Source organism: Bradyrhizobium sp. AZCC 2176, assembly GCF_036924645.1.
Lineage (GTDB): Bacteria > Pseudomonadota > Alphaproteobacteria > Rhizobiales > Xanthobacteraceae > Bradyrhizobium.
The window spans coordinates 6,398,143-6,418,379 of the sequence record NZ_JAZHRX010000001.1; the positions used below are offsets into that span (position 1 = coordinate 6,398,143).

Annotated in this window: 21 protein-coding genes; 7 read left to right on the forward strand and 14 right to left on the reverse strand. The window is 64.4% G+C overall.

Annotated elements, in window-relative coordinates; translation table 11 throughout:
- Window positions 1-72: 72 nt before the first annotated feature.
- The 6 genes from V1288_RS30310 to V1288_RS30335 all read right to left on the reverse strand — a co-directional run bounded on the left by V1288_RS30310 (window position 73) and on the right by V1288_RS30335 (window position 6,178).
- Window positions 73-1,752, reverse strand: coding sequence for a dihydroxy-acid dehydratase domain-containing protein (locus V1288_RS30310; protein WP_334360510.1), 1,680 nt, complete (start codon window positions 1,750-1,752; stop codon window positions 73-75).
- Between the two features lie 122 nt (window positions 1,753-1,874).
- On the reverse strand, window positions 1,875-2,225 hold the full coding sequence (locus V1288_RS30315; protein WP_334360511.1) for a Lin0512 family protein: 351 nt from the start codon (window positions 2,223-2,225) through the stop codon (window positions 1,875-1,877).
- Between the two features lie 205 nt (window positions 2,226-2,430).
- The gene (locus V1288_RS30320; RefSeq protein ID WP_334360512.1) at window positions 2,431-3,291 is read right to left on the reverse strand and encodes an NAD(P)H-dependent oxidoreductase; all 861 of its coding nucleotides are present in this window, start codon (window positions 3,289-3,291) and stop codon (window positions 2,431-2,433) included.
- Between the two features lie 122 nt (window positions 3,292-3,413).
- Entirely contained in the window at window positions 3,414-4,130 is a 717-nt protein-coding gene (locus tag V1288_RS30325) for an IclR family transcriptional regulator (protein WP_334360513.1), read from the reverse strand.
- A 108-nt stretch (window positions 4,131-4,238) separates the two neighbouring features.
- Window positions 4,239-5,189: a 5-dehydro-4-deoxyglucarate dehydratase gene (gene kdgD / locus V1288_RS30330; protein WP_334360514.1), complete on the reverse strand. Its 951-nt coding sequence runs from the start codon at window positions 5,187-5,189 to the stop codon at window positions 4,239-4,241.
- Between the two features lie 95 nt (window positions 5,190-5,284).
- Entirely contained in the window at window positions 5,285-6,178 is an 894-nt protein-coding gene (locus tag V1288_RS30335) for a LysR substrate-binding domain-containing protein (RefSeq protein WP_334360515.1), read from the reverse strand.
- A gap of 206 nt (window positions 6,179-6,384) precedes the next feature.
- Between V1288_RS30335 and V1288_RS30340 the strand changes: the two genes are divergently transcribed.
- From V1288_RS30340 to V1288_RS30350, 3 genes are all read left to right on the forward strand, one after another.
- The gene (locus V1288_RS30340; RefSeq protein WP_334360516.1) at window positions 6,385-7,365 is read left to right on the forward strand and encodes a Bug family tripartite tricarboxylate transporter substrate binding protein; all 981 of its coding nucleotides are present in this window, start codon (window positions 6,385-6,387) and stop codon (window positions 7,363-7,365) included.
- 67 nt (window positions 7,366-7,432) lie between these two features.
- Window positions 7,433-7,891, forward strand: a complete 459-nt coding sequence (locus V1288_RS30345; RefSeq protein WP_334360517.1) for a tripartite tricarboxylate transporter TctB family protein — start codon at window positions 7,433-7,435, stop codon at window positions 7,889-7,891.
- 1 nt (window position 7,892) lies between these two features.
- Window positions 7,893-9,392, forward strand: coding sequence for a tripartite tricarboxylate transporter permease (locus tag V1288_RS30350; RefSeq protein WP_334360518.1), 1,500 nt, complete (start codon window positions 7,893-7,895; stop codon window positions 9,390-9,392).
- A gap of 276 nt (window positions 9,393-9,668) precedes the next feature.
- Here V1288_RS30350 and V1288_RS30355 read toward each other — a convergent pair whose 3' ends face one another.
- From V1288_RS30355 to V1288_RS30370, 4 genes are all read right to left on the reverse strand, one after another.
- Window positions 9,669-10,418 (reverse strand): DUF899 domain-containing protein, encoded by a 750-nt coding sequence (locus tag V1288_RS30355; protein ID WP_334360519.1) that lies wholly within the window; start codon window positions 10,416-10,418, stop codon window positions 9,669-9,671.
- A 48-nt stretch (window positions 10,419-10,466) separates the two neighbouring features.
- Window positions 10,467-11,000, reverse strand: coding sequence for an SRPBCC family protein (locus V1288_RS30360; RefSeq protein WP_334360520.1), 534 nt, complete (start codon window positions 10,998-11,000; stop codon window positions 10,467-10,469).
- Window positions 11,001-11,003: 3 nt separating this feature from the next.
- Entirely contained in the window at window positions 11,004-11,357 is a 354-nt protein-coding gene (locus tag V1288_RS30365; RefSeq protein ID WP_334360521.1) for an ArsR/SmtB family transcription factor, read from the reverse strand.
- A gap of 86 nt (window positions 11,358-11,443) precedes the next feature.
- On the reverse strand, window positions 11,444-12,529 hold the full coding sequence (locus V1288_RS30370) for an adenylate/guanylate cyclase domain-containing protein (RefSeq protein WP_334360522.1): 1,086 nt from the start codon (window positions 12,527-12,529) through the stop codon (window positions 11,444-11,446).
- Window positions 12,530-12,650: 121 nt separating this feature from the next.
- Between V1288_RS30370 and V1288_RS30375 the strand changes: the two genes are divergently transcribed.
- Entirely contained in the window at window positions 12,651-13,106 is a 456-nt protein-coding gene (locus V1288_RS30375) for an SRPBCC family protein (RefSeq protein ID WP_334360523.1), read from the forward strand.
- Window positions 13,107-13,127: 21 nt separating this feature from the next.
- Here V1288_RS30375 and V1288_RS30380 read toward each other — a convergent pair whose 3' ends face one another.
- The 3 genes from V1288_RS30380 to V1288_RS30390 all read right to left on the reverse strand — a co-directional run bounded on the left by V1288_RS30380 (window position 13,128) and on the right by V1288_RS30390 (window position 15,428).
- A complete protein-coding gene (locus V1288_RS30380; protein ID WP_334360524.1) occupies window positions 13,128-13,823 on the reverse strand; it encodes a GNAT family N-acetyltransferase in 696 nt (231 codons plus the stop codon).
- Between the two features lie 37 nt (window positions 13,824-13,860).
- Complete coding sequence (locus tag V1288_RS30385; RefSeq protein WP_334360525.1) at window positions 13,861-14,832, reverse strand: SDR family oxidoreductase; 972 nt, start codon at window positions 14,830-14,832, stop codon at window positions 13,861-13,863.
- A 62-nt stretch (window positions 14,833-14,894) separates the two neighbouring features.
- The gene (locus tag V1288_RS30390; RefSeq protein ID WP_334360526.1) at window positions 14,895-15,428 is read right to left on the reverse strand and encodes a MarR family winged helix-turn-helix transcriptional regulator; all 534 of its coding nucleotides are present in this window, start codon (window positions 15,426-15,428) and stop codon (window positions 14,895-14,897) included.
- A 150-nt stretch (window positions 15,429-15,578) separates the two neighbouring features.
- Here V1288_RS30390 and V1288_RS30395 point away from each other — a divergent pair, with 150 nt between their 5' ends.
- A complete protein-coding gene (locus tag V1288_RS30395) occupies window positions 15,579-16,256 on the forward strand; it encodes a VOC family protein (RefSeq protein WP_334360527.1) in 678 nt (225 codons plus the stop codon).
- A gap of 82 nt (window positions 16,257-16,338) precedes the next feature.
- The gene (locus V1288_RS30400) at window positions 16,339-16,827 is read left to right on the forward strand and encodes a cupin domain-containing protein (protein WP_334360528.1); all 489 of its coding nucleotides are present in this window, start codon (window positions 16,339-16,341) and stop codon (window positions 16,825-16,827) included.
- Between the two features lie 810 nt (window positions 16,828-17,637).
- Here the strand turns inward: V1288_RS30400 and V1288_RS30405 are convergent.
- On the reverse strand, window positions 17,638-18,849 hold the full coding sequence (locus V1288_RS30405; protein WP_334360529.1) for an MFS transporter: 1,212 nt from the start codon (window positions 18,847-18,849) through the stop codon (window positions 17,638-17,640).
- 354 nt (window positions 18,850-19,203) lie between these two features.
- Here V1288_RS30405 and V1288_RS30410 point away from each other — a divergent pair, with 354 nt between their 5' ends.
- On the forward strand, window positions 19,204-20,214 hold the full coding sequence (locus V1288_RS30410; RefSeq protein ID WP_334360530.1) for a calcium-binding protein: 1,011 nt from the start codon (window positions 19,204-19,206) through the stop codon (window positions 20,212-20,214).
- Window positions 20,215-20,237 lie beyond the last annotated feature (23 nt).

Below are 20,237 nucleotides of genomic sequence, written 5' to 3' on the forward strand. Positions count from 1 at the left end.
GACTAGAACAAATCATGAACATAACGTTGTAGCAAGGCTAGAATACAACCGTTTTGGCGGGTTTCCGTGGCGTCACAACACACACCCATAGTGCGCCGACGACACCAGCCGGATGTACTTGTCGTGCACCGATCCCGGCCGTACCGCGGATAACGAAGCCGGTGCGCGCCAGCCCGCCATGCGGCGGGCGATCTCTCCTGCAGGCACGTCGAGATTCACGGTGCGAGCAGTCGGATCGATCACAATCGTATCGCCGTCGCGCACCGCGGCGATCGGGCCGCCGCGCGCGGCTTCCGGCGAGACGTGGCCAATCAGGATGCCGTGCGATACGCCGGAAAAGCGACCGTCGGTAATCAGCGCCACGTCCTCGCCGAGGCCCCGCCCCTGTAACTGGATCGTCAGCATCACCATTTCCGGCATGCCGGGCCCGCCGACCGGACCGACATTGCGCACCACGATCACATTGCCCGATACGATGTCGCCGGCGCGGATCGCGGCCATCGTTTCGGCCTCTGACTCGAATACGCGCGCGGTGCCGCGGAACTGTCCCTTCTCAAGCGCCTTACCCGACAGTTTGAGCAGGCAGCTCTCCGGCGCGAGGTTGCCCTTCAGGACGCTGATATGGTTGTTCGCCGGCGCGATTGGTTTCGACACCGGGAAAACAATCTCCTGCGGCGGCATCTGCTCGAGCGTTGGAACATCGGCGAGATTTTCCGCCAGCGTCTTGCCCGTTGCCGTCATGGCGTCGCCATGCAGAAGGCCCGCGCGAAGCAATTCCTTCATCACGACCGGCACGCCGCCGATCGCATGCAGGCTTCCCATCGCAAACGGACCGTGCGGCTGCAGATTGGCCAGCAGCGGGACACGCTCACCGACTTGCTGGATGCGCTCGATGGTAATCGGCACCTGCGCCTCGCGCGCGACCGCGAGCAGATGCAGATACATGTTGGTCGAGCCGCCCATGGCGTAGACGGTCGTAATCGCGTTCTCGAACGCCCGCTCGGTCATGATGTCGCGCGGCCGGATGCCGGCCGCCATCAGCCGGTACAGCGCATCGATCGAGGCCCGCGCCTGCGCGCGGACGTCGGCGTGGATGTCGCTGCCGGCGTTGTAGTCGGCCGGATGCGAGGCGCCGCGCGGCAGCATCATGCCGATCGCTTCCGCGATCGTGCTCATGGTGTTGGCCGTGAACATCGCGCCGCAAGTGCCGCTTCCCGGCATCACGTTGCGCTCGACTTCCAAAAGCTCCTCGCCGGAGAGGCGGCCGGACTCGTTGGCAGCGCGCGCCTCGGCGTAATCCAGGATCGTGATGTTGTTGCCCTTGCTGGCCCATGCGCCGAACGAGACACGGCCCGGCGTGCCGGTGCCGGGATAGAGCACCAGCCCGAAGGCATTGCTGCGCGCGAGCGGCATCAGCGCCGCCGCGCCGGTCTTGTCGCAACCGGAAATCACGATCATGGCGTCGCCATGATGCGCATAGTGGCCGATCTCAAAACAGTCGGCGACGACGTCGCGGGATGCGAGGCTATAGCCCGCCGTCGGCGTGCCCTGAGTCAGGGCGTCCGACACCGCCGGCGCGCCGACGATCAGCCCCTGCCCACCGCGCTCCGCCAGCATCTCCACCAGCAGGTCGGTGATGGCGCGCACGCGGTTGTTGCAGCGGTGGGCATTGGTGTAGGCGCTGGCAATCGTCACCACTGCGTTGGTCTGGGCCGCACGGTCAGGATCGAATCCGGCAGCGCGCAGTTCCACTCGCCCTCGGTTCCAATAGGTGCCTGCTGTCCTGCGTCGTCATGGGGTGCTCCAGGTCTTCTGATCGATCGCGGACCAGGCGGCCGGCCTGCTTGGCACTAAACGAATTGAGCCCGTCTTGTTTAGCCGGTCTTGCCGTCGTCGAAACTCACGATCACGGCGGCGTTCGCGATGATGATGGAGTCGCTGCCGCTCTCGGCCGGCACTTCCAGCCCACCCTTGACCGCCATCACGTTCACGGTGCCGTACGGCAATTCCTTGGCAACCGCCGCAGTGTCGACCCCGCTCGGGTCCGGCACCGCGACGGTGACCTCGACAAACATGTCGTTGGCGGTCTTGTCCAGCATCCGGAAGAAGCCGAGGCTGGAGTGACGGATCGCGTCCGAGACGGCGCGCTTGGCGGCCTTGGTGGCGTCGCGCCCGTGAACGTCGACGCCCATGCCCATTTCAGTGATACAGCGTACGCGTGCCATCGGGTTTCCTCTTGTCGTTGGCGACCGAACGATATCGATCAGGCGAAGACCTGCTCTCTCAATCGTCGCTTGCAGCGGCGGCGTCAAGTCAAGCGGCGTGAACGGCAAACGCGTACGATTCCGCGGGCGCGATACGGGAGTTACCACGGTTGTGTCGGAAATTCAGCCAGCTTCCCCGCAACGGCTAAGGCTTATGCCGCGCCCCTCATGAGCTCGCGCAGGCCTCCACTTCGCGCGTTGCCGCGGCAGGACGATCCGAGCCATCAAGAACCTCCTTCGGATCGCCCGGCTGGACGAGGTGAATGCGCGTGCCGCCCTCGCCTGCGCCCAGGCCTGATTTCAAGACCTGCTGACCGTCATAATGCCCGCCATTCTGAGTGCGGTACGCGATCGGCTTTTCGCTGAAGAGCCTGGCCATGCGGCGCTTGTAGGCCTCCGCGACGGCGGGCCATTCGGCCTCGCTCAGCCGGTCGCTCTGATAGACGGCAAACGGCGGCAGGATCTGCATGCCCGGATAGAACAGCATGCCATGCTGGATCGGCCACAGCAGGTCGTCGAGCCGGCCATTCACACCGCGCTCGCCATAATGCGGCGCACGGCCGCCGATTGTGACCGACAGCATCGCACGACGTCCGCTCAAGGTGCCTTCGCCGTAGCGGTCGCCCCATCTTTCGCCGCCATGGGCGCCGACGCCATACGCAAAGCCGTAGGCGAAGACGCGATCGACCCAGCCCTTCAGGATGGCCGGCATGCCGAACCACCACATCGGAAAACTCAGGAGGATGGCGTCAGCCCACATGAGTTTCTGCTGCTCGGTCTCGACGTCGGACGATTGGGTGCCGGTGGCAAACGCGTGACGCGACTCCGCGACATAGCCGAGGCGGTCCGGTTGCGCCTGCTCGAGAAAATCGCCGCGATCGGCGACCGCCTTCCAGTTGGCCGCATAGAGATCGGAGACCTGCACCGTGTGCCCCTGTGCGGTGAGGCTTTCGACCGCCAGATCCTTCAGGGCACTGGTGAGTGATTTCCGTTCCGGATGCGCGTGAACGATAAGGACGTTGCTCAAAGACGTTGCTCCTGTTGAGGCCTGGAAACGCGCGGGTGGCGCGACACCCTCAACATGGTGAGCAAGATCACAACGGCGAGCGGACAAACCATGGAAACGCCATATGTTCAGCAATGCTGAACTCAGGCCCGCTCGACCTCCTTCATCATCATCCAGGCCATGTCCGTCAATGCTTGCGGCGACAGCCGCGTCGATGGTCCGCTCAGCCCGATGCTTGCACGAACTTCGCCGCCCTCACGCCAGGGAATGGCAACGCAATGCAGGCACGGCTGGTAGTTCTCGAGATCGAGCGCGAAGCCGCGCGTGGCCACCGTCTTGATCTCGGACAGAATCTGCGGACCGAGCGCGCCGGCGCGGCTGGCGAGGACACGCTTGCCGAGCCCGGGCATAAAGGCGAGGAAGACGAGGCCGACCGCAGATCCCTCCAGAGGCTCACGTACGCCGACAGGGCATGCGCCCGCTTTCACTGCGTGGGACGTTTCGATCGCATCGAGATAATAGACTTCGTCACCGCTCGGCACCGCGAGATAGACCATCTCCCCGGTGCGCCTTGCGACGGATTCGAGTGCCGGGCGCAGACGGCTGCGAAGCGCGCCATCGTCTCCGGCAATCCGCGCCAGATTCAGAATGCGGCCACCGAGATGATAGCGCGTATCTCCGACGCGGCGGTGCACGTAACCAAGCTCGTCCAGCGTTTTCAGAAGATTGTGCGCCGTCGTCTTGCCGAGCTTCGCCTGCTCGGCAATATGCCGCAGCCGCGCGGCACCGCCCTCCTGTGCAATGATTTCGAGGATCGCGGCCGCGCGTTCGATGGATTGAATCAGCCTGACTTCCGGCATTGCGCTTTCGTTCGTGACAGATACTATCCGCTAACATTGGCGTAGCGCTGCCCGACGACAAGTCCATCCGTATTGAATATTTGCGCTCCGATCGGGGCGACAGAACCGTCAGGCGGCCGCGAGCGACCGGCCGGCAAACTCGCTTGTTTTCAGCCGGCTGACCAGCCCAGACAGTTCCTCGACTTCCCCTGATGTCAGGTCGGTCAGCGGCGACCGCACCGGGCCGGAATCGCGGCCGATCACCTTCATCCCGGCCTTGATCATCGACACCGCATAACCGCGCTTGCGGTTGCGGATCGCGAGCAGCGGCATGATGAAATCGCGCAGGCCCGCCTGGACGGTTTCGCGGTCGCGCCGCCGCACTGCGGCGTAGAATTTGGTCGAAAACTCCGGCACGAAGTTGAACACGGCGGAGGAATAGGTCGTCACGCCCATTTCGAGGTAGGGCAACGCGAAGGTCTCGGCGGTGGGCAATCCGCCGACATAGGTCAGCCGGTCGCCCATGCGCAGATGGATGCGTGTCATCTGTTCGATGTCGCCGACGCCGTCCTTGAAGCCGACAAGGTTCGGGCAGCGTTCGCAAAGTCTTGCGATCGTGTCCTCGGTGAGGATGGCGTTGTCGCGGTTGTAGACGATGACGCCGAGGCTGGTCGCCTTGCAGACCGCCTCGACATGCGCCGCCAGTCCCGCCTGCTCGGAGAATACCAGATAGGGCGGCAGCAGCAGGATGCCGTCGGCACCGGCGCGCTCGACGGCGCCAGCAAGTTCGGTCGCCATCGCCGTCCCGTAGCCGACGCCAGCCAGCACCGGCACGCGGCCGGCGGTCTGCTGCACGGCAGTGATCACGACGTCGACGACTTCCGCCGGCGTCAGCGAGAAGAATTCACCGGTACCGCCGGCCGCGAACAGACCGGCCACTTCATAGCTGCACAGCCAGTCGAGATTGGAGCGATAGCGCGCGGCATCGAATTTGTTGGAGGCGTCGAACGGCGTGACGGGAAACGACAGCAGCCCGTTGCCGATCGTCAGCGCCATCTCCTTCGGGGTCATTCTGCTCATCGTGGCGGTCCTTGCAGTGGAAGCCACAGGATTAGACCAGGCCTGATGCCGCGGCAGACCAATTGCTGGATCGAATGATCCATTGATTGGATGGCTCAGGCGCCGCCCACGAGATTGCGGGCGATCGCCGCGATCACCGGCAACAGCGGATTGTCATTGTCGTCCCGCCAGACGAAGTAGAGTTCGGCCGCGCGTTGCGGCGGATCGGCCAGCGGCCGCAGCACGACGCCGCTGAACTGCAGATTCTCGGCCGCCTCCGGCACCAGCGCGACGCCGACGCCGGAATGCACGATGGCCAGGATCGAGTGGATCTGCGCGAGGTGCTGGATATAGACCGGCGCCAGTGCGGCGCGTGAAAACAGCTCCACCAGCAGGTCGTGGAAGTAACGGGCCTCATAGGGCGCGTACATGATGAAGGGTTCGGCCGCGAGGTCCGGGAGGCCGATCGTCGCGGCCTGGGCCAGCCTGTGCCCGGCCGGCACGGCCGCGACCATCGGTTCAGCCTTCACCCGGAAGAATTGCAGACCAGTGCGCGGGATCGGCGGCCGCAACAGGCCGATATCGATTTCACCGGCGCCAAGCCGCTTGAGCTGGTCGCCGCTGACCATCTCCTTGAGGATCAATTCGACATCCGGTAGCTGCTGGCGGCAGGCCGCCACCAGTTCGGGCACATAACTGTAGGAAGATGCGGCGGTGAAGCCGATATTGACCGAGCCGGCCTTGCCCTCGGCGACGCGCCTTGCCAGCAAGGCCGCACTCTCCGTGAGCTTCAAGATCAGTCGCGCCTCAGTGAGGAAGCTTTGGCCGGCCGGCGTCAGCCTGACCAGGCGATTGCCGCGCTGAAGTAGTTTTACACCCAATATCCGTTCGAGAATCTGGATCTGCCGGCTCAGCGGCGGCTGCGTCATGTTCAGGCGGGCGGCAGCGCGGCCGAAATGCAGCTCTTCCGCCACGGCCACAAAACAGCGCACCTGACTCAATTCGAACATGCCGCTCCTTTTTTCTCGACCGCACCGACAGTTTCCGTCTGGCTAGACTACTGCAATGCACGATTTGATCCAAAATTGGTATCGGACCATCCCCATTCTAATTCGCTATTGGATCGATCATCGCTTATCGTGCCACCAGCGCGGCCAAAGACCGCGATGCGCGACGTCGCAGAGCGCTTGCGCAAATTTCGACCGGAGGAAAAATAATGCTCCCACGTTTCGGACGCCGCGCCGCCCTTGCCGCCGCAGCCATCCTGTTCAGCCAACTGCCCGGCATCGCTTACGCCCAAAACTTCGATCGGCCGGTGCGCATCATCGTGCCCTATGCCCCCGGTGGAACTTCAGACATCCTGGCGCGGCTGATCAGCCCGAAATTGTCGGCGGCGATCGGCCAGTCGGTGGTGGTCGAGAACAAGCCCGGCGCGGCCGGCAATCTCGGTGCGGACGCCGTCGCCAAAGCGACGCCTGACGGCACGACCTTGCTGCTGACGGATGTCGGTTCGGTGGCGACGGCACCCAGCCTGTTTTCGAACCTGACCTATAATCTCGAGAAGGACCTCGCCCCCGTAACGATGGTGATGTTCGGCCCCTATGTGCTGGCCGTGCATGAATCGATCCCAGCCAAGACGGTGGCGGAACTGATCGCCTATGCCAAGGCCAATCCCGGCAAACTTGCGGTCGCGAATTCCGGTGTTGGCGGCGCCAATCACATCACCGCGGTGGTCATGGCGAAGGAACTCGGCATCCAGTTGAAGCATGTGCCCTACAAGGGTGGCGCAGCGGCCACCCGCGCCGTGGTCGCCGGCGAGAGCGGCGCCCTCATCAATGGCGCGTCGGCAACCCTTCCCTTCGTGACCAACAAGCAACTGGTCGGCCTCGCGGTGACTGGCGAGCACCGCGTCCCCTCTGCTCCCGATCTGCCGACCTTCAAGGAGGCCAAGCTGCCCGGCGGCGACGCCGGCACCTGGCAGGGCATCCTCGTGGCCAGCGGTACGCCGCCAGCGGTCATTGCACGGCTCAATACCGAGATCGGCAAGATTCTGGAGTCAGCGGAGATCAAGTCCAAGATCGCCGAACAAGGTGGCGAAGTCCGCGCCGGCACCCCGGACGCGATGGCGACGTGGCTGAAGGACGCGACCAAACGCTGGGGCGAAGTCATCCGTGAAGCCGGCATCAAGGGCGAATGACGGGACCTGAACCTGGACTTGGACCTGGACTTGGGCTTGGACCTGGGCTTGCGATGCGAGGCTTGCGATGAACGCGCGCCGAACGGACTGGCAGGATCTGCTCTTCGGACTGTTCCTGATCGCGGTCGCCGGCATCGCGCTGGCGGCGACGCGCACCTTGTCGGGCGGCACTGCCGCCGACATGGGGCCGGGCTACATGCCGCGCGCCATCGCCATCATGCTGCTGGCCTTCGGACTCTGGTTCAGCATCCGCGGAGTCCGCCGTCCGTTTGTCGGGATCGCGCCGGTCCGCCTGCAGCCCCTGCTCGCGATCACGGCATCGGTTGCCGTGTTCGCGCTCACCGCCACGCGCTTCGGCCTTGCGCTGTCGTCGTTCGCCGCGATCCTGATCGCAAGCCTCGCGACGCGGGAAGCGCGGCCGATCGAAACCTTACTGTTCGCACTGGGGCTCTCGGCGGCGGCAGTGCTGCTCTTCGTCAAGGCGCTGGCCTTGCCAGTGCCGATCTGGCCTGGAGCATGGTTCTGATATGGAGCTTTTCGACAATCTGCTAATGGGGCTGACGACTGCCCTGCAGCTCAACAATTTGCTGTTCTGCCTGATCGGCGTCGTCATCGGCACCGCAATTGGCGTGCTGCCCGGCATCGGACCGATCCCGGCGATCGCGCTGCTGCTGCCCTTCACCTTCGGCCTGTCGCCGCCCTCCGCCATGATCATGCTCGCCGGCATCTTCTACGGCGCACAGTATGGCGGCTCGACCACGGCCATCCTCGTCAACGTACCCGGCGAAACCTCCTCGGTCGTCACCTGCCTCGACGGCCACGAGATGGCCAAGCAGGGCAAGGCCGGGACTGCGCTGGCGATCGCCGCGATCGCCTCGTTCTTTGCCGGCACCGTCGCGACGGTGGTGATAGCTGTACTCAGCCTGCCGCTGGCGGCGCTGGCGCTGAAATTCACCGCGGTCGAATATTTCAGCCTGCTCGTGCTCGGGCTAATCGCGGCCGTCGTGCTCGCCCACGGCTCCGTCGCCAAGTCGCTTGCGATGGTGCTGCTGGGCATCCTGCTCGGCCTCGTCGGCATCGATGTCAATTCGGGCGCGCCGCGGATGACCTTCGGGATCGCCGAGATCTCCGACGGGCTCGACTTCGTGCCGGTCGCAATGGGCATGTTCGGCCTCGGCGAGATCATCGCCAATCTTGAACGTCCGGCGATGATGCGCGTCGTCAGCCAGTCGATCCGCAGCCTGATCCCGAGCGGCGCCGATCTTCGCGCCGCCTTCCCGGCGATGGTCCGCGGCACCGTGCTGGGCTCCGTCCTCGGCGTGTTGCCGGGCGGCGGCGCCGCGCTGCCACCCTTCTCGTCCTATGCGCTGGAGAAGAAACTCGCCCGCGATCCCTCCCGTTTCGGCAAGGGTGCGATCGAAGGCGTCGCCGGACCGGAGGCCGCCAACAATGCGGGCGCGCAGACGAGCTTCATCCCGCTGCTGACGCTCGGCATCCCCGCCAATGCCCTGATGGCGCTGATGATCGGCGCGCTGATGATGCAGGGCATCCAGCCCGGCCCGCAGATCATGCGCGAGCAACCGCAACTGGTCTGGGGCGTCATCGCCAGCATGTGGGTCGGCAATCTGATGCTGATCATCATCAACCTGCCCTTGATCGGCGTGTGGGTCTCGATGCTGAAAATTCCCTACCGGCTGCTGTTTCCGGCGATCGTGCTGTTCTGCTGCATCGGCACCTTCGGCATCGCCAACAATTTGTTCAATGTCTGGCTGATGCTCGGCTGCGCGCTGATCGGATACTTCTTCATTAAGGTCGGTGTCGAGCCGGCGCCGCTGCTGCTCGGCCTCGTGCTCGGGCCTCAACTGGAGGAAAACTTCCGTCGCGCGATGCTGCTGGCGGACGGCGATTTCTCGGTCTTTCTGCGCCGCCCGATCAGCGCCACGCTGCTCGCTCTCGTCGCGGTGCTGTTTCTGCTGATGGTATTCCCGGCGATCCGGCGCAGCCGCCAGGAGGCGCTGGCCGAGTGAGTTCATGAGGTGCCCCTCGACGGCCGGCGATCAGCTTCAGCCAGGGCGCCAAATGGAAGACGCTCATCAGCAAGTACATCGGGACCATTCCGCCGAGCGGTGACGCGCTCGCGATCGAACACAACGCGTCCGGCTGGCCACCGCCAAGGACGCCCGTCAGTAGCGCCATCATCGCAAAGGTCGGCGTGGCCGCGAGATAGAGCCCATTGGCCGACCTGAGCGCGGCGGCGCTCCAGCGGATCGCACTGCCTTCGGATCCGCTGGAGCATGCGTGGCTCATGGCTTCGCACTCGCGGACTGCTTCCGGAACGCAGCCTCGCCGGCGTCCGACACTTCGACCCATCTCTTGTCGGGTGCCGCGCCTTCAACGTAGCTGTCGTGCCAGTTCCACCACTTGTAGGTCGGGGTCTGCGGATAGCCTTCCGGAGAATCCTCCCACTCCTCCTGGCGCCCGAGCGGCGTGATGTCGAGATAATTCCAGGTGCCCCCCATCTGCTCGTCGCCGCGGTTGTTGATGAAGTACGTCCGGTAGATTTTGTCGCCGTCGCGGAAGAACACGTTGGTGCCGTGCCACTCGTCGACGCCGAAATCGGCATCGAAGCTGTCCGTGATGGTGTACCAGGGGATCATTTCCCATCCCATTTGTGCCTTCTGGCGCGCGATGTCGGCCTGCGGTGCGCGCGAGGCGAACACGAGCGTGGTGTCACGGGCGTTGAGATGGGCGGGATGAGCGACCTGGTCGGCCACCATCGAGCAGCCGCGGCAGGCGTGCTCGGGCCAGCCGAACACGCCGGGCTCGTAGAACGCGCGGTAGACGATCAATTGGTGGCGGCCTTCGAACAGATCGCGCAAGCTCGCTTTGCCCTTGGGCCCCTCGAACGTGTACTCCTTCTCCACGGCCAGCCACGGCATCCGCCGACGCTCGGCGGCCATGGCGTCACGGGCGTGGGTCAATTGCTTCTCCTTCACCAGCAATTTCTGGCGCGTGGCTTCCCACTCCTCAGCTGAAACGGCATGTATCTGCATAGCTAATCTCCTGTTTGTTGCAGTGTTTGTTGTAGTGTTGCGTGCTTGTCAGGCCGGCAGCCGGCGGTCGTATTCCTGCTGCAGGCGGGCCCAGCCATCCCAGAATGGCGCCGGTTCCTTGTCGTTGGCGCGGGCGACCAGGACATCGAGATGCATATGCCAGCCGGCCATGTGCTTGAGCAGCGTGGCGCGGTCGGGGAAGCGCCGATGGATGATCGTGAGCAGCACGCCCTTGCCTTTGGGCTCCAGTTCGAACGTCACGTCACCCGTGCTGTTCCAGGTGATCGACAATTTTCGGGGCGGATCGAATTCGGTAATCCGGCTCTGCATGCGATGTTCGCCGCCAAAGCCGGCCGGGGCCTTGCCGGGCGGATCCGTCAATTCGTCGTTGCGCCAGACGAGCTCGAACGGCGCGCCGGCCTTCATCTCCATGTCGCCTGCCGCCAGCCATTTACGACGCAACTCGCTGTCGGTGAGATAGGCCCAGATGCGTTCGATCGGGCCGGGCAGAAGCCTTTGGATCTTGAGTGTCGTCGGCTCGATCAACTCGCCATAGGCATCGGGCTTTGTCGTTGCATTCATTGTCTACTCCTTCACCTGCTTTGCCTTCGCCTCGTCCTCTGCACGCAGCAGGGCCTCCAGCGAGTCGAGTTTTGCGCTCCAGAAACGCTCGTAGCGCCTGAGCCAGGCATTTGCTTCCGCCAGCCGACTCGCTTCGAGGCGGCACAGATGGGTGCGGCCGCGGATCGTGCGCTTCACCAGCCCGGCATTCTCCAGCACCCGCACATGTTTCGACGCGCCGGCGAAGCTCATGTGAAATGGCGTCGCCATTTCCCCGATGGTGAGCTCCCGCTCGGCCAGATGACCAAGCATCGCGCGGCGCGTCGGGTCCGCCAGCGCGTGAAAAACAGCATCGAGATGTGCCGAATGCTCAACCATGTGGTTTAGTATAGAGGCGCGGCGCCGATAGTCAACCGATCGGTTTAACGTTTTCGTGATGGACCCCTGCGGTTCCGGAACTGCGCCTAGTTGTCGGGCGCCGTGTAGACGGCGCAGGGAGACGCGATGCCGCGCAGCGAATGCGTTCCCAGCGGGATCAGCGTCGTGCTTGTCTCAATGGCGACCGCGCCCGAGATCAAAACTGTTCGGCCAAGCGGCCGGCAGAGCCCTTCCAGCCGGCTGACCAGATTCACCGCAGGACCGATCGCGGTGAAATCCAGCCGGTCGGCCGCGCCGACATTGCCCCATAGAATTTCGCCAAGGTGCAGCGCCACACCGAACGCCAGCGGCGGTAGCCCCTGCTCTCGCCGGCTCGTATCGAGATGCGCCATGCCGGCCTTCGCGGAAGCAACCGCGCGCAGTGCCGCGTCGCAGGCCTCGCGCGGCTTGTCGCCGACCGGGAAGATCGCGAGCACGCCGTCGCCGATGAATTTCAACACCTCGCCGCCAAAGGCATGCACGGCGCCGCCGATGCAGTCGAACCAGCCGCCGAGTGCGGCGATGACGGCAGCGGGAGGCTCGGCTTCGGATAGCGCGGTGAAGCTGCGCAGATCCCCATAGAGCAGCACCGCCCGAATGGTCTCGCCGACCTCGCGCCGTAGCGGCCCCGCCAGCACGCGCGCGGCGCTGCGCCGGCCGAGATAGGCCTCGAGCGCGGCCGATAGCGTCGCGCGCGCCGAAAGTGCGGCGAGCGGCGCTGCGGCAAAGCGGGCGGCCTCGCGCAATCGATTGGCTTCCGCTTCCGTGAACCGGTGCGGCCCGATCCAGCCGAGCACCGGCCCGCCTTCTCCCGCGCCAACGGTGTCTTCATGCACCACGCCGCCGGCGAGCCCGGCCAGCCAGTTTCGGCCCGCATCGCCGGACGAACTCCCCGCGCGACCAAATCCCACCGGTGCAAATCCCACCGCCTCGATCACTTCGCCGTTCCCGGCCCGCCACAGCCAGGTGCGACGGGCGATGATCGGGTGCGGCACGGCCAGCGTCAGCGCCCCACCGGCGAGCGGCATGTCGTCCGCAAGCAAGCGCGTGCCGAGTTCGGCGAGGAACCGGTCTGCGCCCGGCGAAGCGCCGGCCGCGTCGACCAGCCATGTCAGCGTCGAACTTAGTTGCATGGTCCGACCCTATGGCAGAGACAATTCATTATCATCATCGGCACTTGGTAAATTCCCGCGCCGGCATATGTTCTCGTGCGGGTTGCAGTCCCCACCATGCCAATGAGAAGTGAGGTTTTCGATGCCTGAAACATTTGTCGTCCAGCGCGAGACCCAGATCGCCGCACCGCGCGCCAGCGTGTTCGCCTTCCTGACGGACCCTGAGAAGATCGTGCAATGGATGGGCACCGAGGCCGTGACGGAGATGCATCCGGGCGGGCTTTACCTGCTGAAGGGCGTCGGCAGCGCGACGGCGCGCGGCACGTTCCGCGAGGTGGTGCCGGTGCATCGCCTTGCCTACAGTTTTGGCTGGGAAGGCAATGACGAGGTGCCACCGGGATCAGGCCTGATCGAGATCGACCTGATCGAACAGGACGGCGGCACGTTGCTGCGCATGACCCATAGCGGGCTTCCCAGCGCGGCGCATCAGGCGAGCCATGCCAAGGGTTGGATCCATTATATCGGCAGGCTGACCAAGGTGGCTGCCGGCCAGGATCCCGGCCCCGATCGCGGGCCGAACGGCACCCGCAACGCGTGAGGATCGTATCGGTCAAGACGATCAGTCCTCTTTCTTCAACACGGTCACGTGGAGACGGCGGCGGATTTCCATCCCCTGCCGCCGGTAGAGCGCGATGGCCGAGTGATTGCTGGTGAAGACGTGCAGGAAGGGAATTTCTCCGCGCGACACAATCTGGCGGGAGATGGCGGATAGCAGCATCTGCCCATAGCCGCGGCCGCGGTGAGATGGATGCACGCAGACGGCGGTCATCTCGGTGTAGTGGGCGGGCTTCATCCGCTCGCCCGCCATCGCGACAAGCTGGCCGTCGACGCGGATGCCGAGGAACGTACCGAGCTCACGGGTCCGCGCGCTGAACGGGCCGGGCTTGGTGAGCGCCGTCAGTTCGATCATCGCTGGAACGTCGTCGGCACCGAGGGTAACGATGTCGACGCCGATGGTCGGCGTTTCGACCGGCGTTCCGATCATCTGCTCGCCGGTGTCCGCCAGCGCGATCTTGAATCCGGCAGGCGGCTTCACGGCATCCGGCGTGAACAGCACGGCGATGTCCCGCGGCGACATCAGCGCGCCAAGCGCTGCAAAGCTTTCGGGCGACATGTCCGCCGTGGCGGCGAACGGCGTGATCTCTGTCGGAAAGCGCCGTGCACGGGCGTCGCCTTCGGCCAACGCCTGCTGCGTGGTGGTCAGCGCGGTCCAGATCGGATAATCGAGCGGATGGTTTGCGTCGGGGACAGACATCGGACTGCTTTCATTCTCACCCAATTGCACGACAACGCTAGCGGTAATCGCTGAGCTCGGCCACCTTGCCGCCCTCCCGGACCTCGGCCGTGTAGCGCCAGATGTCCGGCCGCGAGCCGTCGATGTCCGTAAAGCCATAGTGGCGGGCGAGTTCGCCGGAGCTCACCGATTTCTGATTCCACTTGCCGCGATCCGGATCGGCGGCGAGCGCGGCCACGGCGCGGCCGACATAGCGTGGCGATTCCGACAGCGCGAAATCGGGCGGCGCCTGGTGCCGGCCTTCCCTCGCCGTCAGCGCCTCGCGCCAGTTCGTTTCGCGGACACCGAAATTCTCCAGCATCATTTCCGAGCGCAGCCAGCCCGGCGTGATCGCAACCGCCGTGGCCCCATGCGGCGCGAGTTCATGGCCTTGCGAGAACGCCAGACGGTTCACGCTCTGCTTGACGAGGTCATAGAACACGGAGATCCGATAGTGCTGCGCGTTGTAGTCGGCGGTGCCGTCGGTGACTTCGACGAGCAGGCCGCCGGGCTGCGCGACCAGCAGCGGCAACAGATAATGCGACGTCACCAGATGCGTCTCGATGCCGAGCCGCAGAATCCGCAAGCCTTTCTGCAGGTCGAGCTTCCAGATCGGCGTATTCCATTGCGGCGGCCCACCTTTCAGTACTTCGGCACCCCAGATGTCGTTGACGAGCATATCGATGCGGCCGTACTCGCCACGGATACGTTCGGCCAACGCCGCGACCTGCGCCGGTTCGAGATGGTCGACCGCGATGGCGATGCCCTTGCCGCCCAGCCCGGCCACAAGCTCGGCGGTCTCCTCGATCGTCTCGTGCCGGTCATAGTCGGATCGCGTTGGCGCACCGGCGCGCGTGCTGCGGCCGGTGCAGATCACCGTCGCGCCGGCCTCGCCGAGCGCTGTGGCGATGCCGCGGCCAGCGCCGCGCGTCGCGCCTGCCACGACGGCGATACGTCCGCGAAGCGAGCCCTTCTCTGCCACGCCATTCATTGCAGCTTCCCCTTCACGCGTCGCCGGAGGCCGACCACATCGAAGCGCCGTCGAGCGCTCCGTCACGCCTCCTCCGCCGTCGCCTTGATCAGATTGTCGCGCAACGTGACGACATTTTCCTGCAGCCGCGCGAACTCGTCCGGCTTGAGTCCGGTCGAGGCCACGAGGTTCATGTGCATGCCCTTCTCGCGCAACCGCCGGCCGGCCTCGGTAAGGCTGACGCGCACCTGCCGCTCGTCCGCGGGATCGCGCTGGCGGCGCAGATAACCCATCGACTCCAGCTTTTTCAGGATCGGCGTCAGCGTGTTGGATTCCAGGAACATCTTTTCGCCAAGCTCGCTCACCGTCTGGCCGTCCCGCTCCCACAACGCCACGATCGCGATCCATTGCGGATAGGTCAGGCCGAGATCGTCGAGGCCCTTCCGGTAGGCCCGGCCGAAGGCGAGGTTGGCCGAGTAGATCGCAAAGCAGAGGAAATCGCCAAGTCGCCGGTCGGCCCCCGGCGGTTTCGCCTTCTGGCCGGCCTTTGAATTATCTCGGGAATTGTCCCTGGAACCCGCCGCCTGGGCGGATTTGGGATCATCATTCGGTTTCATGGGGGTCGTCCTTTTCGACACGAACATGTGAAGTCTCGCATCCATATATATCGCATCCGATTAAATCGGAAGGGTTGACAGTTGGGCTCCACCGGCATTTATAGGACGTACACGAATATATCGTACACGATCTAATCAGAGGAGAGAGCCATGACCACCACATCTGCAAACCAGACGTCGAATGCGCCGGCGATTGACCTCAAGCTCGAAATCGTCGTCATCCCGGTCTCTGACGTCGAACGCGCCAAGCAGTTTTATGCAAAACTCGGCTGGCGGCTCGACGCCGACTTCGCCGGCCCCGACGATTACCGCGTGATCCAGTTCACCCCGCCCGGCTCCAACGCCTCGGTCATCTTCGGCAAGGGCGTCACTCCGGCCGCCCCCGGCTCCGCGCAAGGGCTCTATTTGATCGTCTCCGATATTGAGGCGGCGCGTCAGAACCTGCGCGCGCGCGGCATCGAAGTCAGCGAGGCCTTCCACCACGAAGGCGACGTGCACAGCGGCACCGACGAACCCTATCTGTTCGGACGGCGCCGGGTGAGCGGCCCGGATCCGGAACGCGGCAGCTACCGCTCCTACGCCTCGTTCAGCGATCCCGACGGCAATGGCTGGCTGCTGCAGGAAGTCACCGCGCGGTTGCCCGGACGTATCGACGGCAACGGCACCTCGTTCACCTCGTCGGCCGATCTCGCCGCCGCGTTCCGCCGGGCGGCCGCCGCCCATGGCGAGTACGAAAAGCAGAACGGCGGCAAGCACGATGAGAACTGGCCGGACTGGTACGCTGACTACATCGTCAACGAACAGCGCGGCCGGCAGCAGGCCGCATGAGCAGGCGAAGCTGTCATCGGCGGCGGCACGTCCCATGCGTTCGCCGCCGGTGAGGACGCCAGCCCAACAAAGGAGATCCATCGTGCGTAGACTATCCAAAAGCCTCTCATTCCTTTCGCTTCCCGCGCTCGCGCTGGCCGTGACGCTTTCGACCGGAACAGCATCGGCTCAGACCACACAGGGCGCCGCGGGTGATCGAGCCGCAACTTCATCCGAGCGCCGCGACGATCTGGCCGGCAAGCTTGTCCGGCGCATCATCCAGCGCGCGCCGTCATCGATCCCAGGCCGTGAGATCGTGCAGGTGGAGACGGAGATTCCCGCGGGCGTCGAGTCCGGATGGCACGTTCATCCCGGCGAAGAGGTCGGCTACATCATCGCCGGCGAAGTCGAGATGAAGGTCGAGGGACGTCCCACCGTCATCCTGCACGCCGGCGACGGTTTCCTGATCCCGCCGCGGACACCGCACAATGCGCGTGACCTCGGTCCGGAAACGGGGCGGATGCTGTCGACCTATATCGTCGAGCAAGGCCAGCCGCTCGCGTCGTTCGTGCATCAGCATGTGGAGAAGTAGGCGGCATTTCCGATTCAGTTTTCGAACAGCCCCGGTGTCATCGCCCGGCTCGACCGGGCGATCCAGTACGCCGCGGCTTCTCCGCGTCATTGCGAGCGCAGCGAAGCAATCCATTCTTTCTTTATGCCGGGACATGAATTGCTTCGCTGCGCCCGCAATGACGGTGGATACAGTTTCGCGATCTCGCGGCGCATTGCGCCCGAGGTGTGCACTTGAACTGTACCCTCTCGTTCAGAGGGCGCAGGGAAGACCGGGTGCTTGCTGCACCCGCGGTCTCGCGTGCGATTTGCGCAAACAAAACTGCACACGAGCATACAGGGCAGCGGGAGCATTCCGGCCTTCCCTGCGCAATGGCTTTACGGCTTACTTCGTGCTCTTCCCGGAGAACGGCTCTGTTGCCTCCGTCGCCAGCGGGATACTTCCCGCCAACTTAACGCCAGCACCGCGGCGCCCGAACCACACGACTTCGCCGTACGCGTCCGGCGCGTACGTCTAACGCGCCCTCAGCGTCCATCGCATCTCACCGCGCGTTCGTGACGATGGCCAACGCCCCTCATCTGCCGCGAGACGGGCGGAGGTATGCCGCTGATTTGGGTGAGAACGAAAGCAGAATATTTTTGCTGGGAGGGCTGGACAGGTTTTTACTGATTTGCCCGACAAGTGGTTTTGTCGCAGTTTGTCGCCGTCATTCCGGGGCGATGCGAAGCGTCGAGCCCGGAATCCATCGGCAGTGCGTTCTGCGGTGAAATGGATTCCGGGCTCATCGCTTCGCGATGCCCCGGAATGACGCGCTGGTGTCGGGTGGTGTCCTCACGCCGGCACCGGCACAGCCCGCGCCGCCGGCATCGGCCGGAACGTCAGGATGATCAGGAACGCGCCGAGTCCCATGAGCCAGGAGCCGATATAGAGCCAAGCGTAGCTCGCAAACGTGTCGTAGATCAAACCGCCGGCGAGCGGACCCGTCGCCATGCCGAGGCTGCCGGCCATCGCGGTGCCGCCGATCACGGTGCCCATCATCCGCAGCGGAAAGTTTTCGCGTGCCAAAACAGCATAGAGCGGCATGGTGCCGGCATAGATGAAGCCGAACAGCGCCGCGACCGCATAGAACGCGGCAAGCTCGCGCACGAAGACATAGCCGAGCGCGCCGAACGCCTGCGCCAGCAAGCCGAACACAAGCACGCGCTTGGCGCCAAAACGATCGCCGAGCAGGCCGAAGGCGATACGGCCGCCCATCCCGGCGAGGCCTTCGATGCTGTAGATGGTGACGGCGGCGATCAACGGGATGCCGCAACTGATGGCGTAGCTCACGGTGTGGATGATCGGGCCCGAATGCGTGGCGCAGCAGAAGAAATTGGTCAGCAGCAGGATGATGAATTGCGGCGAGCGCAGCGCCTGCGCGAGCGTCATGTCCGGTTGCGAAGCATCGCCGGATGGCGTGGATGCCCCGCTCTCGAGCGCAGGCGCGCGGCGCACCAGCAATGAGACCGGGATCATGATCGCGGCGACGACAAGCGCCACTATCTGCATCGAGGTCCGCCAGTCATGGTTCGAGACCAGCCAGGCGGCGAGCGGCGACATGGTCATCGGCGCCATGCCCATGCCGGCCGAAACCAGCGACACCGCAAGGCTGCGATGGGTATCGAACCAGCCGGTGACACAAGCCATCATCGGCGCGAAGATCGCGGCGGTAGCGCCGCCGACCAACAGCCCGAAGACGAACTGAAATAGGACCAGCGAGGTCGCAAGGCTGGCCAGGCCAAGGCTCGCCGCCAGCACCACCGAGCCGGTCAACACCACCGGCAACGGCCCCAGCCGGTCGGACAAGGTGCCCCAGATCATGCTGGTGAAGGCCATGGCGAGGAAGCCGATGGTCATGGCGCTGGAAATGCCGGTGACCGACCAGCCGGTATCCCGCGCAATCGGCTGCAGGAACACGGGCAACGAAAACATGCCGCCAATTGCGACGCAGCCAAGAAGGCCGCCGGCCGCAACGATCACCCAGCGATAACGAGAATTTTCCATTCCTGGTCTCCATCACAGTTCTCTGGCTGGAAGACGAACGGGATTGGCCGGAACCGACAGGCCGGCGAGCAAGCTGCCTCACTTTTTTGCGAGGCAACGGCGGCGGCAAGGCGAGGCTTCTCGCAGTTACTGAAACTGGCCGAACTCCCTGCAGGGAGACATGATCCATCCACCTTCAAAGGTGATTGCGTCGGCATCTCAACCTGCAACCTCGGAGTGTCGCCACTCACACCTCGCCTGCGGCAGATTGACCCCGCCTACAACATGTCCGTTTTGCTTTGAGACCTCATTAATTTTTCTCGGGCAAAAACGGGAAACACCTGAGGTTGTATATCCAGAACGGAGTAAACAGTCATGCAGATCGGGACCCCGGGCGCTTGGAATTTGACGCTGTCGATACTTCAACCGCCGGCACCGCCTCGATTCTCCTGGTCCAGTCCGACTGCCGAGCAGAATACGGTCGCCACGGGCGTGCCTGCCATTGATCCGGCAGCGGAGAAGACGACAACCAGCATTGGTCTCTCCCCGGTGGTGCAGGCGTTCCTGCTCCGTCTACAGGAGCTCGGAATGACACATGTCAGGGGAACGGACGGCCACGACAAGCTTTCAGGGTGGAGCAGGAGCCTGGTTGATGGCGGTGACGGCAACGATACGATCGATGTCTGGTCGGGTAGCGTGGTCGACGGCGGCGCCGGCGACGACTCCATCCGGGCCTGGTCGGAATCCGCCGTCTATGGCGGGGCTGGAAACGACCAGATTGATATCTGGTCGGACAGTGCCGCGCATGGCGGGGATGGCGACGACGCCATACGAGCCTGGTCCAATACCGTCGTCCTCGGAGGCAACGGCGACGATACCATCAGCGCGTGGTCCGAAAGTCAGGTCGACGGCGGCGCCGGCAACGATGTGATCAGCGTATGGTCCAATAGCCGCGTGAGCGGCGGCGAGGGCGACGATCGGATCTCCGCATCGAGTGACGGCTTCGTCGACGGTGGTTCCGGCAACGACACGCTTACGGTCGATAACGGCACTGTCGCGTCTGGCGGCACAGGAGACGATACGATCTTTGCCAACCGCGGCTCCACGGTTCTGTTCTCGGCCGGAGACGGCAAGGACACGGTCTACGCCGGTCTCGACACCACCCTCAGACTGGGAGAGGGACTGACGGCCGACAACATGCAGGTCGCGGTTTCCGGCAGCACGGCCACGATTTCCTTCGGCGATGGATCAGATCAGATCACACTCCATCTCGGCCCGGGATCTCCCGTCACCCTGGTATTTGCAGACGGAACGACGGCGGAAATCAAAGCCGACCACCCCACGATCGGCCCGGCATGGGCTCCCGCGTTGAGCCGACTGGCATAGGCTGCGCAACGCCCTGCGGTGGA